Genomic DNA, 14,905 nt, shown 5'->3' with positions numbered 1-14,905 from the left:
TATCACCCCCGGACCGCTTAGCACCGGCTATGCACGGCTGCGCGACAGATGCGGGATTCCCCGACGCGGCGGCTCGGCCCGCCGCAGTCCCCGAGCCCGTCGGAGTCGGGCGCTGACCGATGGCGCTTCTCACGCCCGAGACGACCCGCTGGGTCGCCGCCGCGACGGCGCTCGTCTTCGTCCTCGCGAGCGTCTCCTTTGTCGTCCCCGCCTCCGGGTCCGTCTCGCCGGTCGCCTTCGACGACACGGTCAAGACCGGCGGCACGTCGGTCGACGTTCGCACGGCCGAGGTCGAGGGGTTCGAGGTCCCGCTCGCGCAGGTCCACTTCTCGCGGTACCGCTACGTCATCGGCTACTACGACGTACGGACGGCCGCCGCCGACGTGTCCACGCCCGAGAGCGCCCGTCAGTTCGGTGACCCGCTCGCGGTGTTCGTCACCGACTACGCGACCGTCTCGCCCGACCTCGACGGCGACGGCTACCTCCGAACCGAACACAACCGCAACCCCGACTGGACGAAGGCGTCCGAGGCGTCGTTCGTCGTCGACTCGGGCGCGCGGGTCCCCTCCGGCCCGATTGCGGTCCCGTTTTCCGACGCCGACGCGGCCCGCTCGTTCGCGGACGCCCACGGCGGCGAGGTCGTCGATTGGGCGACGCTCCGCGACCGCGCCGGCGACCCGCTTTCGTCCCGCCTCGCCGCCTTCGAGTCGTCGGTCGCCGCCCACCACGAGTGGGCGAACGGGACCACCGCTGCGAGTGATGCGCTGTTCGACAGACCCGTCTCGACCGTCGTCGGCGAGGACGCGCCGACCGTCGAGGCGGCGGTCACGGCGGCCCCCGCGAACACGACCGTCTACGTCCCCGCGGGCACCTACTCGGTCGACGCGGTCGACCTGAACCGCTCGGTGACGCTCCGCGGTGCCGGACGCGACACCCGACTCGTCGGCGACGGCAACGGCAGCGTCGTCCACCTCCGCGCCGACCGGAGCGCGGTCGGGAACCTCGCAATCGCCGGCGTCGGCGGGGTGGGGACGCGACGAGTCCGCGCCAGCAACGAATCCGTCGACTGGGACACGCGCGTCGAACTCGCCTACGGCCGCGGCGACGCCGGCGTCGTCCTCGACGGCGCGAACGAGTCGGCGGTCCACGGCGTCGAAATCGACACGCCCGCGAGCGGCATCATCGCCCGCGAGAGCGCCGACAGCGTCGTCGACGGCGTGACCGTCCGCGGGGCCGACGAACCCTCCGACGGCTTCATGGGCGTCGTCCTCATCGGCGAGCGGGCGGTCGTGCAGGACTCGACGTTCATCGACGGCCGCGACGGCGTCTACACCCACCGCGCCGACGGGAGCGTCGTCCGCGACAACCGCATGGAAGACGGTCGCTACGGCGTCCACCAGATGTACACCTCCGAGGCGCTCGTCGCCGGCAACGTCGTCCGCGGGGACCGCATCGGCGTCGTCCTCATGACCCGGCCCGTCGGCAACCTCGTGGTCGGAAACGACGTGCGCGAGTCGGAGTTCGGGTTCATGCCCGCCGGCAGCGACACCTACGTCGCGGACAACGTCTTCGCCGGCAACGACTACGGCATGGACGTGAGCGGCGACCGGCAGGTGTACGTCGGAAACGTCGTCGCCGGCAACGGCGTCGGCGTCCGCGGGAGTTCGACGTTCCCGACGAACGTCGTCGTCCGAAACGACATCGTCGACAACGACGTGCGCGTCGAGTCGTCGCTCGGCCCGATGCGGACGTGGACCGCCGGCGGCGAGGGCAACTACTGGGGCGACCTCCCGCTCGAAGACGCCGACGCCGACGGGGTCTACGACCGGGCGTACCAGCCCTCCGGGCCGGTCGACGCCGAACTCGGCCGCGAACCCGGCGCGCTCGCGCTCTCGGAGTCCCCCGCGATGCGCGCGCTCCGCCGCGCCCGCGACGCGGTGTCCGGCCTCCGCGGGTCCGGCGTGGTCGACGCCGCGCCCCGAACCGAGCCGGTTCGACCGGAGACGCTCGCCGCCCTGAACGCGACGGAGGAGACCGATGACTGACCGCGACCAGACACCCCCGACGACTGACGACCCCACCACGATGCCGAGTCCCGACCCCGCGGCGACCGCCGAGACTGCCGAGACAGACTCCGACGAATCGACGGGCGAAGCAGCCGTCTCGGCCTCGAACGGGCCGGCTATCGCCGCGACCGACCTCAGTCACGCCTTCGGAGACGTGGGCGTCCTCGACGGCGTCTCGCTGTCGGTCGCGCCCGGCGAAATCGTCGCGCTCGTCGGCCCCAACGGCTCGGGGAAGTCCACGCTCCTGCGGTTTCTCGCGCGCGTTCGCGCGCCCGACGAGGGGACCGTCGCCGTGGCTTCGGCCGATGCCGACGGCGGACGCGCCCGCGTGGGCTACCTCCCGCAACAGCCCGGCTTCCGCGCCGGCTTCTCCGCGGCCGACACGCTCGACTTCTACGCGCAGTTCGTGGACGAGGACGTGGACGTGGCCGGCGTGCTGGAGCGCGTCGGCCTCGTGGACGCCGCGGACCGCCGAGTGGGAGCGCTCTCCGGCGGGATGACGCGCCTCCTCGGTCTCGGGCGGGCGCTCGTCGGGGGCCCGGCCGTGGTCGTCCTCGACGAGCCGGCAAGCGGCCTCGACCCCGGCATGGTCGAGCGACTGTTCGACATCGTCTCCGACCTCGCCGACGCGGGCGTCGCGGTCGTCCTCTCGTCGCACAACCTCGGTCCCGTCGAGCGGACCGCCGACCGCGTGGTCGTCCTCGACGGCGGGCGGTTCGTCGCCGACGGCGACCCGCAGGCGGTGGTCGAATCCGTCGGCGCGGCCGACCTCCAGACCGCCTTCGGTGACCTCGTGGCGACCGAGGGGGTGACGGGGAGATGAGCGACGCCGGCTCCGGCGGCGTCAGCGACCTGTTCGCCATCGCGGCCCGGGAGCTCCGCACGGTCGTCAGGACTCCGGCTGTCGTCGCGCTGTCGGTCGTCTTCGGGCTGACGGTCGTCGCGGTCGCGGCCGCGGGGTCGGGCGCGCGCGGCGGCTACGTCCCGCTGGTGCTGGATTTGGTCCCGTTCGTGGAGGCGCTCGTTCCGCTTCTCGCCGTCGCGCTCTGTTACCGGGCGGTGCTCTCGGACCGCGAGTCGGGCGAACTCGACGTGCTAAGGACGTTCGACGTGTCTCGCCCGGCCTACGTCGGCGGCGTCTACCTCGGCCGCGGACTCGCGCTCGTGGTCGTCGTCTTCGGGTCGCTCCTCGCCGCGGGGGCGACCGTCCCGGTGCTCTCGCCGCCGGACCCGACGTTTCTCGCGCTGAACGAGGCCGCCGACTCGCCGGTCGCGTTCTTCCGGTTTGCCGTCCTCGCGGTGCTGTTCGCCCTCGCGGTCGCGGCCGTCGCGCTGGCCGTCTCGGCCGCCGCGCGGACCGCCCGACAGGCGATCGCGCTCGCCGTCGGCCTGGTCGTCGCCTTCGTCGTCGGCGTCGACGCCGCCGCCGTCGCCGGGCTTGCCTCGGGGACCCTCGGCATCGACGCGGTGCCGCTCGCGCTCGCGGTGAGCCCGAACGGCGCGTTTCGGTCGCTCGTCCTCGGCGTCGCCATCGAGACCGGCGGGGGCGGGTCGCCGGCCGCGGCGCTCGCGGGGCTCGTCGGCTGGGTCGTCGTCGCGCTCGCGGTCGCGGTGCTGACGGCGTGGCGGCCGGTAGAATAGTGTTCCGGGCGGCGCGAGCCCGCGGACGGCGCAGGCAGCGCGCGCGAAGCGGTTACCCGAAGTTCTCGACCTTCGCGGCGTCGGCGTCGCCGCCGGCGGCCTCGACGGCGTCGGTCGCGCGCGAGACGAAGTCGGCGAAGCCGTAGACGAACAGCTGTTCGCCCTCGTCGCCGGTGAGCGCGTCGGCGACGGCGTCTGCGAGGTCGGACTCGTCGCCGGTGACGACGACGCTCGCACCGTCGTCGCGGAGCGCGGAGAGCCGTTCCTCGTGGGCGGGCGCGTCGTCGAGATAGACCACGGCGGCCTCGTTGCCGTCGGCGACCGCGGCCTCGGCGATGCCGACCGCGGGGCCGACGCCGGGGCCGCCCGCGAGGACGACCACGCGCGACTCGCCGTCGTAGTAGCTCCGGCCGAACGGCCCGGAAATCTCGACGTCGTCGCCGGCGGCGAGCGAGTCGAGGTGCTGGCTGAACGGCCCTGCCTCCTCGGGGTCGATGCCGACGGTCACTTCGAACGTGTCGCCGACGCCGGGCGACGAGAGCGTGTAGAACCGCGCGTACGACTCGCCGTCGACCTCGGCGGAGAGCTTGACGAACTGGCCCGGCTCGGCCTCGAAGCCGCCGGGCGTCTCGAACTCGATGGCGACCGTTCCGGGACCGACGTCGCGGGCCGCGGCGACGGTGACGATTGCGTCCATGCGACCGGGTTGGTCGCAGGCTCACAAGGGCCTTGCCTTCCCGGACGTGCGCGCCGGAGTCAGGCTCGAACCGTGCCGACCGTGCACATAGTGTGAACCGGAGATAATTGCCACGAGATGGTGAAACACACCTCAATTAGACATTTGGTCGGTTCTATTCCCACAATTCGCATATTAGTCCGCAGGTCGGCCTATTTTAGGCACTCACAGAACTCACTCGTCAAATTTTCATTTATTATCAGTACCATCGTTTAACACCAATTTTCAGAAGGCTTTTGACCCGGCTATGGGTAGATTTCACCCAGCATGCCTGCGGACTTCAACTGGGCCATCGGCGGCGAGGCTGGCGATGGCATAGACTCCACGGGGAAGATTTTCGCTCAGGCACTCTCCCGGGCCGGACGCCACGTGTTCACGTCTAAGGATTTCGCTTCGCGAATCCGGGGCGGATACACCGCGTACAAGGTTCGGACTGCCATCGACCCCGTGCAGAGCGTCGTCGACAGACTCGACGTGCTCATCGCGCTCACACAACGAACAATCGACGAGAACCTCGACGAGTTGCACGAGGGCTCCGTCATCATCTACGACGGCGACCGCTCCACCATGGCGGACGTCGAAATCCCCGAGGGAATGATCGGGCTGGACATCCCCCTCAAGGCGCTCGCCGAGGAGGCGGGCGGCGCTATCATGCGCAACGTCGTCGCGCTCGGCGCGGCGTGCGCCGTCGCTGACTTCCCCATCGAGAACCTCGACAGCGCGCTCCAGAAGCGCTTCGGCGGGAAGGGCGAGGCCATCGTCGAGAACAACAAGAAGGCGGCCCGCGCGGGCCTCGAATACGTCCACGACGAGTACGACCACGAGTTCGACTACGACCTCGAGACGACCGACGAGGACTACGTGCTCATCAACGGCGACCAGGCCATCGGCATGGGCGCCATCGCCGCCGGCTGTCGCTTCTACGCCGGCTACCCCATCACGCCCGCGACCGACGTGATGGAGTACCTCACCGGCCGCATCGAACGCTACGGCGGCCACGTCGTGCAGGCGGAAGACGAGCTCGCGGCCATCAACCTCGCGCTCGGTGCGGCGCGCGCCGGCGCGCGGTCGATGACCGCCACGTCCGGTCCGGGTATCGACCTGATGACCGAGACGTTCGGTCTCGTCGCCACCTCCGAGACGCCGCTCGTCATCGTCGACGTGATGCGCTCGGGCCCCTCGACGGGGATGCCGACCAAGCAGGAACAGGGCGACCTCAACATGATGCTGTACGGCGGCCACGGCGAGATTCCGCGCTTCGTCGTCGCGCCGACGAGCATCGACGAGTGCTTCTGGAAGACCGTCGAAGCGTTCAACTTCGCCGAGAAGTACCAGGTCCCGGTGTACGTCGCCGCCGACCTGGCGATGGCGGTCACGGAACAGACGTTCTCCCCCGAGACGTTCGACATGGACGAAGTCGAAATCGACCGCGGCAAGGTCGTCGACGACGACTCCATCGACGAGTGGCTCGACGAGGAAGGTCGCTTCCAGCCGCACGCGCTCACCGACGACGGCGTCAGCCCGCGCGCGTTCCCCGGCACGGAGCAGGGCGCGCACATGTCGACCGGCCTCGAACACGACGAACTCGGTCGACGGACCGAAGACCGGTCGATGCGCGTCGAGCAGGTCGACAAGCGCGACCGGAAGGTCGAGACCGCAAAGCAGACCGAGGACTTCTCGCCGCGCGAGTTCGGTGACGCCGATTCGGACACGCTCATCCTCTCGTGGGGCTCCAACGAGGGCGCGCTCGTCGAGGCGCTCGACTTCCTCGAAGAGGACGGCATCGACGTGCGCTTCCTGTCGGTCCCGTACATGTTCCCGCGGCCGGACCTCACCGAGGAAATCGAGGCGGCCGACGAGGTCATCGTCGTCGAGTGTAACGCGACGGGGCAGTTCGCCAACGTCGTCGAGCACGACACATTGACCCGTGTCAAGCGCATTAACAAATACGACGGCGTCCGCTTCAAGGCGGACGAACTCGCAGACGAAATCAAAGCCACCCTCGACGCAGAGGAGGTTTCAGCATGAGCTCAAACGTCCGCTTCACCGACTTCAAGTCAGACAAACAACCGACCTGGTGTCCCGGCTGTGGGGACTTCGGGACGATGAACGGCATCATGAAAGCCCTCGCCAACTCCGGCACCGACCCCGACAACACGTTCATGGTCGCCGGTATCGGCTGTTCCGGGAAAATCGGGACGTACATGCACTCGTACGCCATCCACGGCGTCCACGGGCGCTCGCTCCCGGTCGCCGCCGGCGTCAAGCTGGCGAACCCCGACCTGACCGTCGTCGCCGCCGGCGGCGACGGTGACGGCTACTCCATCGGCGCGGGCCACTTCATCCACGCCGTCCGCCGCAACGTGGACATGGCCTACACCGTCATGGACAACCGCATCTACGGTCTCACCAAGGGGCAGGCCTCGCCGACCTCGCGCGAGGACTTCGAGACTTCGACGACCCCCGAAGGGCCCCAGCAGCCCCCGGTCAACCCGCTCGCGCTGTCGCTGGCCGCCGGCGGCACGTTCATCGCGCAGTCGTTCGCGACGGACCACAAGCGCCACGCGGAAATCGTCCAGGAGGCCATCGAACACGACGGCTTCGGCTTCGTGAACGTGTTCAGTCCCTGTGTCACGTTCAACGACGTGGACACCTACGACTACTTCCGCGACAACCTCGTCGACCTCGCGGACACCGACCACGACCCGACCGACTACGACGCGGCCAAAGAGAAGATTCTCGACTCGTCGAAGGAGTACGAGGGCATCATCTACAAGGACGAAAGCTCCGTCTCCTACGAGGAGAAGTTCGGCGTCGACCAGGATATGTCGGACATCCCGTCGGGCGCGCCCGACGACGCGATGGACCTCGTCCGCGAGTTCTACTAACGACGACCGCCGAACTCGCGGTTGACGCCGCGCCGACCGCTCACCGAACTTCGACCGTTCTTTCGACCGTCTCCGACTGCTCGATAGGCCCGCGAGCGCCGCGAACGCTTCACCGCCGAAAAGAGTCGACTGACCGAGTCGGTCCGAGCGGGACCACGGAGGTCCGGGCGACCGACCCGCCACCGAGTCTCCCGACGACCCGCTCTTACGCCACCGTCTCGATGTTGAGCCGGTAGCGCGTCCCGCAGTCGAGACACCGCGCGTCGTCGGATTCGATGAGCTCCGTCACCAACACCTCACCGAACTCGCAGTTGGGACACTCGTAGACGAGCGAGTCACCCGCGATACGGTGTGCGAACGCGTTCGTGTTCTCTTCTGTCAACGGCTCTGATGCGGACGACATTCCTGACCACCAGTCAGATATGCTATCACATGACACATAAACTATCCGCCGCCGAGCGTCGGGTGGCGTCGAGCGGCATCGGGTGACGAGCGTCTGAGACCCCGTGTGACACACCCTCAGGCCGTGAAAGCCGGAAATTCGCCCGCCCTTCCGGAACGTCTTTTCAACTCGCGGCCCTTGAATCAGCCATGACGGAGAACCTCGCTTCAGCAGACGACGCACCGCGAGCGAACGGGATGCCGATGCTCGGGCTCGGGACGTGGCAGAACACGAACGCCGACGAGTGTCGCAACGCGGTGCAGACGGCGCTGGAGATGGGCTACCGGCACATCGACACCGCCCAAGCGTACGGGAACGAGGCGGAGGTCGGTGAGGGCATCGCCGCCGCCGACGTCGACCGCGACGAGGTGTTCCTCGCGACGAAGGTGTGGGCCGACGAACTGTCCCACGACGACGTCATCGAGAGCACCGAAGCGAGCCTCGAAAAGCTCGCCGTCGACTACGTCGACCTCCTGTACGTCCACTGGCCGTCCCGCGAGTACGACGCCGAAGAGACGCTCGCGGCCTTCGACGAACTCGTCGAGCGAGGGCTGACCGAGCGCGTCGGCATCTCCAACTTCGAGCCCGAACAGGTCCGCGAGGCCGTCGAACTGTCCGAGTCCGGCGTCTTCGCCAACCAAATCGAGATGCATCCGCTCTTCCAGCAGGAGGAACTCCGCGAGGTCTGCGCCGAGGAGGACATCGAAATCGTCGCGTACTCGCCGCTCGCCCGCGGGGAGGTCTTCGACGTCGACGTGCTGTCCGACATCGCGGAGAAACACGACGCGAGCGAGGCGCAGGTGTCTCTGGCGTGGCTCCGCGAGAAGGGCGTCACCGCGATTCCGAAAGCGACGGGCGAGGTCCACATCCGCGACAACTGGGAGTCGCTCGCGCTCCAACTCGACGACGAGGACGTGGCCGCCATCGACGCCATCGACGTCGAAGACCGCCGCGTCGACCCCGACTTCGCGCCCTGGTAAGCGACCGAACCCGCCTGTTCCCGGTTCGACTCTCGATTCGTCGCCCGGAGCCGCAACGGATTTGTCGAACGAGTCCCGACAGAATCCCATGGAGTTCGACCTCCCCAAGACAGTCGCGTTGCTCGTCGCGCTCGTCGTCGTCGGAACCGCGGCCCTCGTCGGGATGGGCGCGATGGCGACGAGTACGGTCCTGATGATGGTGACGCCGTCGATGCTCGTCTTCGGGGCACTCTGTCTCGCCATCGGCGTCAAACACGGCGAGTACCGGGCGTCGAACTAACGAGGGGACGACACGAAAACACGGGACAGAAATCCTCAGCTCTCGTTTTCTCTGGGCGTGTCGACGACGTCCTCCAGGGTCTCGTCCGAGACGCTCGCGGAGACGCGGACGCCCACGACGCTCACGACGACGCCGGCGACGATGAACATCGCCAGCCGCTGGACCGGCGTGAGCGCGAGTCGCCCGAGCAGTTCGAGGTTCGCTAGCTCGCCCTGTCGTTCGAGGAGGAACCCGGCGAACCCGCGGACGACGAGCCCGATGGCGACGACGCCGAACGGGAGGTTCATGTACGACGTGGAGACGCGCTCGCTCCCGATGAGTTCGTCCAAGAGGCGGCCCGCACTCGCGGTCAGCGCGGCGAGCGCCAGCCACGGCGCGCTGTGGTAGACGAACAGGAGCGACGGGACGAGCACCTCCTCTCCCCCGCCGACGCCGGGGGACCGAATGGCGAGCGCGCCGAGGAACAGCCCGACGATGGCCAGCCCGGCCGCGACCGCGTAGGTGACGACCGACACCTGCCCGGAGTAGAGGGCGTCGCGAATCTGGTCCGGGGCGTCCGAGAGGACCTCGTCGATGGCCAGTCCCTTGTAGAGCAGCACCGCGCCCATCAGGGCGGCGAGCCCGGCCATGGCGACCTCGGGGCTGAACTGGACGAGCAGCAACGGGACGAGAAGCAGGCCGACGCCGAGCGGGACGAGTACCGTCGAGCGAAGCTCCTCGTCGCCGAGGAACTGCTTGAGCAGGTAGTACGTCGACTCGATGTCGTGGGCCTGCCGGACGACCACGCGGTCGACCGCGTCGACCCGGAACCTGCTTTCGACGACCGGGACGAGCCGCTCGTCTTCCGCGCTGTCGACGACGACGACGGCGGACTCGACGTCGAACTGCTCGGCGAGGTCGTCGAGCTGTCGCGCGACGGCGCGGTCGGCTCCGACGGCGCTGTCGCTCGTCCCCGAGATGACCGCGATTTCGGCGTCCTCGCGCTCGTCTCTGAGCTCGCGGGTCGTCCGCAGCGCCGCGAGAAGGCAGTTGACGCTCGAATCCTCGGGGTCCGAGAGCCCCACGTCGGTGACGAGCGACCGGACCGCTTCCCAGCCGACGACGGGCGTCGAGAGCCCGGTCTTGCGGCCGATGTCGTTCGCCCGGTCGACACAGAGGACGAGCGTTGTCACGTGGAAGACGAACGGGGGCGCGGGCTAAAAAGCCTCCCAGTCGTCAGAACCGAAACGAGAAGCCGTCGTCGGGGTCGACCGACGAGGCGAGTCCCGCGCCGAAGGCGTACGCCGCCCCTTCGACGCCGCCGCGGAGCCGGTCGGTGAGGCCGACCTCGGGGGTGAACTCCCGCACCGACACCTCGTCGCGGCCGAGGCGTTCGGCGAGTCGGTCTTCCACGTCGTCGCGGCTCCCCAGCGAGTCGACCAAGCCGAGTTCGTGGGCCTCCTCACCGAGGTAGACGCGGGCTTCGGTGTCGCGGACGACCTGCGGGTCCATGTCGCGGCCCTCGGCCACGCGCTCGACGAAGTCGTCGTAGTAGTCGTCGATGAGCCCCTGGAGGTACTCGCGTTCGTCCTCGGTCGGCTCTTTCAGGGCCATCCCGGCGTCCTTGTACTTCCCCGCGGCGAACCGCTCGTAGGAGAGCCCGACCTTGTCGGCCAGCTCCGAGGCGTTGACCGACGAGCCGATGACGCCGATGGAGCCGACGACGCTCACGTCGTGGGACCACAGTTCGTCGCAGCCGCTGGCAATCCAGTAGCCGCCCGAGGCGCAGGTGTCCGTGGCGTAGGCGACCGTCGGCCCGTCGAAGTCGGCAACGGCCCGGCGGATATCGTCGCTCGGCAACACCTCGCCGCCGGGCGTGTTCAGTTTGACCAGCAGCGCGTCGACGCTGTCGTCGTCGGCCGCGGCGTCGACCTGCTTGACGATGTCGTCGGCGGGCGTCCCGCCGCCGCGACCCGGAACCGGACCGCCGCCGCCGTCGCGGGAAATCGGTCCTTCGACGGCGACTTCGGCCACGTCGTAGTCGGGGAACGCCGAGGCGGCGAGCCTGCCGCCGACGCGGAGCGCGGCGACGACCGTCCCGATGAACAGGAGGAGTCCCGCGAGGTCCGCGAGCGTGTCGGGGACGCGGTAGAACAGAATCCAGCCGACCGCCGCCCCGACGACGGCGAGAACGACCACGATAGCCAGCCGGTAGACGCGCGTGAAACTGTCGGTCACGGTGAATCACTCATGGCTGTCGCTCGGGCTTCGAACGGCATAAAAATGACACGTCGCAAGCGCGACGAAGAGAGAGAAAGTGACCGAAGTTTAGAGCAGCCCGGACTTCTGGAGCTTCATCAGGTCCTCGGTCTCGAGGGTCTCGCCTTCCTTGAACTTCTGGTAGATTTCCTCGGCCTCGGCCTTGGCGGCCTCGCGCTCCTCGGCGCGGGAGTCCTTGCGCTGGCGCTCTTCCTTCTTGTCCAGCTCGCGGAGGCGCTTCTGGACGCGGACGAAGTCCTCGTGGTGACGGTCGGCCGCTTCCTGGGCTTCGACGAAGAGCTCGTGCATCTCGTCGGCCTTGTCGCGGATGTCGTCGGCCTCGCGGTAGGCCTCGATCATCTGGTTGTGGTGTTCCTGGGCGTCGTCGGCCAGCTCGGTCACCTTCTGGTGGTGCTGGGACGCCTCGGAGCGGACCTCTTCTGCCTCTTCGATGAGTTCTTCGAGGTCACCGCTCTCTTCGACCTTGTCCTTTTTCTGGCGAAGCTCTTCGCGCTTGTTCTCGATTTTCTCGATGAGCTCGCGCTCGTCTTCGGTCGAGAGGACTTCGGTCTGCTGGCGGAACTCGAGTTGCTCGATCTCCTCTTTGAGCTCGTCGATGTCCTTGCCGTCGTCGAGCTCGAGGTCGCTTTTCATCTCGTCGACCTCGTCGAAGAGCTCGTTGGCCTTCGCGTTGAGCTCGTTGCGGCTCTGCTTGTGTTCCTGCACCTGCGAGTTCATCTCGTCGCGCTTCTCGCGGTGCTTCTGGGCTTCGTCGACCTTCTCGCGAGTCTTCGCGTTGAGGTCGTCGCGCTTGGACGCGCGCTCGGAAGCCATCTGGTTTAGTTCATTGCGGCGGTCACGGAGTTGACCGGCGAGTTTGATGAGTTCGCCTTTCGAGCCGCTCTCGAGCTTTTCGTCTGGGAGATCGATGTTTCGTGCCTCGTCGAGTTCCTGCACGTCGAACTCGCTAAGTACTTCCTGCTTCGTTACCATGCGTAATCAATCCTCGATACCATCACCACTCCGTGCGTGGCGGCTGCTCGTGGGAGTGCGACCGACCGTGGATAAGAATTCCCGATCATTCTGCGTGCGATGCCGCCGGAACGCCGGAGGCGCTCAGGTACATACACATACAAGCGACCAGTTAATAAATACTTCGGTGGGAATTCGGGTGAAAACAGTTACCACACCGCTCATATCGACCGTATTCACCATGTTAGTCGTTGCCAAAGGCGTATATAAATGGGATGTGAATCGTGGGGGCTAAACCGAGTCGGGTCGGATGCCACGTCATGAGAGAGGTCATTCGCGCACGCGGCCACGAACACGTACGCGCCGAACACGCGAGCACCTTCGAGGTGACGACGGACGACTGGCTCACCCCCGCGGGCGACTGTATCATCGGCGTCGAGGCCGACCGCACGCCCGCCGACTTCGACCCGGCGTTCGTCGAGGCCTGCCAGTCCCGCGACGCGGCTATCGACGTGCACGTCCGCGTGGACGCAGGCGACGAAACCCACGAGCAGGCCGTCCACGCCCGCGGACACCCGGACCTCACGTTCGAGGGCGACCGCAGCATCGTCTTCCGCACGAGCGACTACGTGGACGACCGAACCGGCGCGGTCGACGCGGCTCACGCCGCGGCGGGCTTCGACCGCGACCTCGTCTCGGCGCTCGCCGACGGGGCGGAACTGACCGTCACTATCGAAGTCGAGTAACTCGGCGCAATCGGCCGAGGAGTCGGCCGACGGGATGCGTTTTTCACCGCGCGGTCGTAACCTCCGGCCATGCCCGACGAACCCGCAGAGAACATCAGCGGCGGCGCGAGCGGCGGCGGCCGAGAGACGGCGTTCGACCCCGCCGACCCCGAGACCGCGACGCGCGCCGAGGTCGTCGTCGACCGCCTCGGCGAGCGCTACTGGCGGAAGGCCTACGGCGGGCAGGGCGGCTTCGAGTGTCTCGTCCGAACCATCCTGAGCCAGAACACGAGCGACAAGGCGAGCCAGCCCGCCCACGACGAACTCATGGCGCAGTACGGCGGCGGCGACCTCGCCGAGTCGCTGGCGGCGGCCGACCGCGAGGGCATCGTCGAGGCCATCCGCTCCGGCGGCCTCTACAACCAGAAATCGAAGCTCATCCGGGGCGTCGCGGAGGAGGTGCTGGCCGACTTCGGGAGCGAGGCCGACTTCGACCGCTACGTCCGCGAGGAAGCGCCCGCGACGGTCCGCGACCGCCTCTTGGAGATGAAAGGCGTCGGCCCGAAGACCGCCGACTGCGTCCTCCTCTTTGCGGGCGGGCGCGGCGGCGTCTTCCCCGTCGACACCCACGTCCACCGCATCGCCCGCAGGATTGGGCTCGCGCCCGCCGACGCCGACCACGAAGGCGTTCGGGCGGCGCTCGAACGCGACATCCCCGACGAGAAGTGCGGCTTCGGCCACACCGCGATGATTCAGTTCGGCCGCGAGTTCTGCACGGCCCGCAAACCCGCGTGTCTCGACGGCCCCGACGCGTGCCCGATGGCCGACGTGTGCGACATGGTCGGCGTCGACGCGGCGGCGCAGTCCGTCACCGACCCCGCGGCCGCGGACGACTGACTAACAGGCCGTCGCGTCGAGTCCGCTCACCGGCGAACCGTCGTCCTCGTAGCTCGATTCGATGCCCGAGTCGGCGAACATCGGGAGAGTCATCGAGTAGTCGTAGACGACGCTGAACCGCGAGAAGGGGTCAGAAAGGAACGCCGCGGCGGGACCGACGCCGTCGAAGGCAACCCCCGCCCGGAGTTGGACGATGGAGTCGTTGCCGACGGAGCCGCTGGCTTCCATCCCGAAGCCGCCCTCGCCGCCGAGGTTCTCGAACATCGAGAGGAAGACCACGAGGTCGATGCCCGCACCCTCGCCACCGATGTCGAACTGGTGGCCCTCGCCGGGGAAACACGGCGAGGTCGGCCCGGTCGCGGCGGCGACCGGGGCGGTCGCGACAGTGAGAATCACGGCGAGCATCAGAGACGTGCGAGTCGCGGCGTGCATACCGTCGCCTCCGGCGCGCTGCTAATTAAGGATACGCCGCGATTCTCAGGCGTGATACCGTCTCTCGAAGCGAAACGAGGCGATGGACGCGGGGGTCGCGGCGCGGTTCGGTCGCGGCGCGGCTCAGTTCCGGAGACTACACCTCGCCGTCGAGCTGTCGGATGAGTTCGTCGAGGACGGCGTCGGCGCTGGCGAGGTTGGTCGCAAGCGGCGTCTGGTGGACGTCGCAGATGCGGAGCAGGGCGGTGATGTCCGGCTCGTGGGGCTGGGCGGTCAGCGGGTCGCGGAGGAAGATGACGCCGTCGCAGGTCTCGCTCGCGATCTCCGCGCCGATTTGCATGTCGCCGCCGAGCGGCCCGGACTGCTTGCGCTCGATGTCGAGGCCCGTGGCGTCGATGAGTCGCTGGCCGGTCGTGCCCGTCGCCATGAGTTCGAAGCGTTCGAGGTCGTCCTGCCGCTCCTCGGCGAAGGCGATGAGGTCCGGCTTCTTCTCGTCGTGCGCAATAAGTGCGAGACGCATAGCAAACACTCGTTCGAGAGTCCTGATTAATGTTCGCCCGGATGCCGTCCGTGAGAAATCGTTGTGCGGCGGCGGTTGACGCGCCGGT

16 protein-coding genes are annotated in these 14,905 nt (G+C 68.1%); 9 read left to right on the top strand and 7 right to left on the bottom strand.

Features of this window, described 5'->3' with window-relative positions; genetic code table 11:
• The first annotated feature begins 119 nt into the window (after positions 1–119).
• From DVK03_RS04550 to DVK03_RS04540, 3 genes are read left to right on the top strand one after another with little or no spacing between them, the layout of a single operon-like run.
• A complete protein-coding gene (locus DVK03_RS04550) occupies positions 120–2,045 on the top strand; it encodes a NosD domain-containing protein (RefSeq protein WP_115802327.1) in 1,926 nt (641 codons plus the stop codon).
• A complete protein-coding gene (locus DVK03_RS04545) occupies positions 2,038–2,889 on the top strand; it encodes an ABC transporter ATP-binding protein (RefSeq protein WP_115802326.1) in 852 nt (283 codons plus the stop codon). The genes DVK03_RS04550 and DVK03_RS04545 overlap by 8 nt, the downstream gene beginning before the upstream one ends.
• A complete protein-coding gene (locus DVK03_RS04540; protein ID WP_115802325.1) occupies positions 2,886–3,707 on the top strand; it encodes an ABC transporter permease in 822 nt (273 codons plus the stop codon). Before DVK03_RS04545 ends, DVK03_RS04540 begins: the two co-directional genes overlap by 4 nt.
• Positions 3,708–3,759: 52 nt before the next feature.
• On the opposite strand, the gene DVK03_RS04535 is transcribed toward DVK03_RS04540, so the two are convergent.
• Positions 3,760–4,404: an FAD-dependent oxidoreductase gene (locus tag DVK03_RS04535; protein WP_115802324.1), complete on the bottom strand. Its 645-nt coding sequence runs from the start codon at positions 4,402–4,404 to the stop codon at positions 3,760–3,762.
• Between the two features lie 306 nt (positions 4,405–4,710).
• Between DVK03_RS04535 and DVK03_RS04530 the strand changes: the two genes are divergently transcribed.
• Together DVK03_RS04530 and DVK03_RS04525 are read left to right on the top strand one after the other, a co-directional pair.
• Positions 4,711–6,471: a 2-oxoacid:acceptor oxidoreductase subunit alpha gene (locus DVK03_RS04530; RefSeq protein ID WP_115802323.1), complete on the top strand. Its 1,761-nt coding sequence runs from the start codon at positions 4,711–4,713 to the stop codon at positions 6,469–6,471.
• Positions 6,468–7,331, top strand: a complete 864-nt coding sequence (locus DVK03_RS04525; protein ID WP_004044051.1) for a 2-oxoacid:ferredoxin oxidoreductase subunit beta — start codon at positions 6,468–6,470, stop codon at positions 7,329–7,331. Before DVK03_RS04530 ends, DVK03_RS04525 begins: the two co-directional genes overlap by 4 nt.
• A 205-nt stretch (positions 7,332–7,536) precedes the next feature.
• Here the strand turns inward: DVK03_RS04525 and DVK03_RS04520 are convergent, their stop codons facing one another.
• Positions 7,537–7,734, bottom strand: a complete 198-nt coding sequence (locus DVK03_RS04520) for a hypothetical protein (protein WP_013035477.1) — start codon at positions 7,732–7,734, stop codon at positions 7,537–7,539.
• 236 nt (positions 7,735–7,970) lie between these two features.
• Here DVK03_RS04520 and DVK03_RS04515 point away from each other — a divergent pair, with 236 nt between their 5' ends.
• Together DVK03_RS04515 and DVK03_RS04510 are read left to right on the top strand one after the other, a co-directional pair.
• Positions 7,971–8,753, top strand: a complete 783-nt coding sequence (locus tag DVK03_RS04515) for an aldo/keto reductase (protein WP_115802720.1) — start codon at positions 7,971–7,973, stop codon at positions 8,751–8,753.
• Positions 8,754–8,841: 88 nt separating this feature from the next.
• On the top strand, positions 8,842–9,033 hold the full coding sequence (locus DVK03_RS04510) for a hypothetical protein (RefSeq protein ID WP_004044054.1): 192 nt from the start codon (positions 8,842–8,844) through the stop codon (positions 9,031–9,033).
• Between the two features lie 35 nt (positions 9,034–9,068).
• On the opposite strand, the gene DVK03_RS04505 is transcribed toward DVK03_RS04510, so the two are convergent.
• From DVK03_RS04505 to DVK03_RS04495, 3 genes are all read right to left on the bottom strand, one after another.
• The gene (locus DVK03_RS04505) at positions 9,069–10,205 is read right to left on the bottom strand and encodes a DUF373 family protein (RefSeq protein ID WP_115802322.1); all 1,137 of its coding nucleotides are present in this window, start codon (positions 10,203–10,205) and stop codon (positions 9,069–9,071) included.
• Positions 10,206–10,248: 43 nt separating this feature from the next.
• A complete protein-coding gene (gene sppA, locus DVK03_RS04500; RefSeq protein ID WP_115802321.1) occupies positions 10,249–11,250 on the bottom strand; it encodes a signal peptide peptidase SppA in 1,002 nt (333 codons plus the stop codon).
• 90 nt (positions 11,251–11,340) lie between these two features.
• Positions 11,341–12,264, bottom strand: a complete 924-nt coding sequence (locus tag DVK03_RS04495; protein ID WP_004064289.1) for a coiled-coil protein — start codon at positions 12,262–12,264, stop codon at positions 11,341–11,343.
• A gap of 299 nt (positions 12,265–12,563) precedes the next feature.
• On the opposite strand from DVK03_RS04495, the gene DVK03_RS04490 reads away from it, so the two are divergent.
• Positions 12,564–12,989 carry a DUF371 domain-containing protein gene (locus DVK03_RS04490; protein ID WP_004064290.1) on the top strand — a complete coding sequence of 142 codons (426 nt, stop codon included), beginning with the start codon at positions 12,564–12,566 and terminating at the stop codon, positions 12,987–12,989.
• Positions 12,990–13,058: 69 nt separating this feature from the next.
• Positions 13,059–13,865 (top strand): endonuclease III, encoded by an 807-nt coding sequence (gene nth / locus DVK03_RS04485; RefSeq protein WP_004064291.1) that lies wholly within the window; start codon positions 13,059–13,061, stop codon positions 13,863–13,865.
• On the opposite strand, the gene DVK03_RS04480 is transcribed toward nth, so the two are convergent.
• Together DVK03_RS04480 and DVK03_RS04475 are read right to left on the bottom strand one after the other, a co-directional pair.
• The gene (locus DVK03_RS04480) at positions 13,866–14,297 is read right to left on the bottom strand and encodes a hypothetical protein (protein WP_115802320.1); all 432 of its coding nucleotides are present in this window, start codon (positions 14,295–14,297) and stop codon (positions 13,866–13,868) included. It abuts the gene before it with no gap.
• A gap of 136 nt (positions 14,298–14,433) precedes the next feature.
• Positions 14,434–14,817 (bottom strand): methylglyoxal synthase, encoded by a 384-nt coding sequence (locus DVK03_RS04475; RefSeq protein WP_115802319.1) that lies wholly within the window; start codon positions 14,815–14,817, stop codon positions 14,434–14,436.
• Positions 14,818–14,905: the final 88 nt, after the last annotated feature.

The organism is Haloferax sp. Atlit-109R (genome assembly GCF_003665865.1).
Lineage (GTDB): Archaea > Halobacteriota > Halobacteria > Halobacteriales > Haloferacaceae > Haloferax > Haloferax volcanii.
This window is presented reverse-complemented; position numbering and strand designations above follow the sequence as displayed.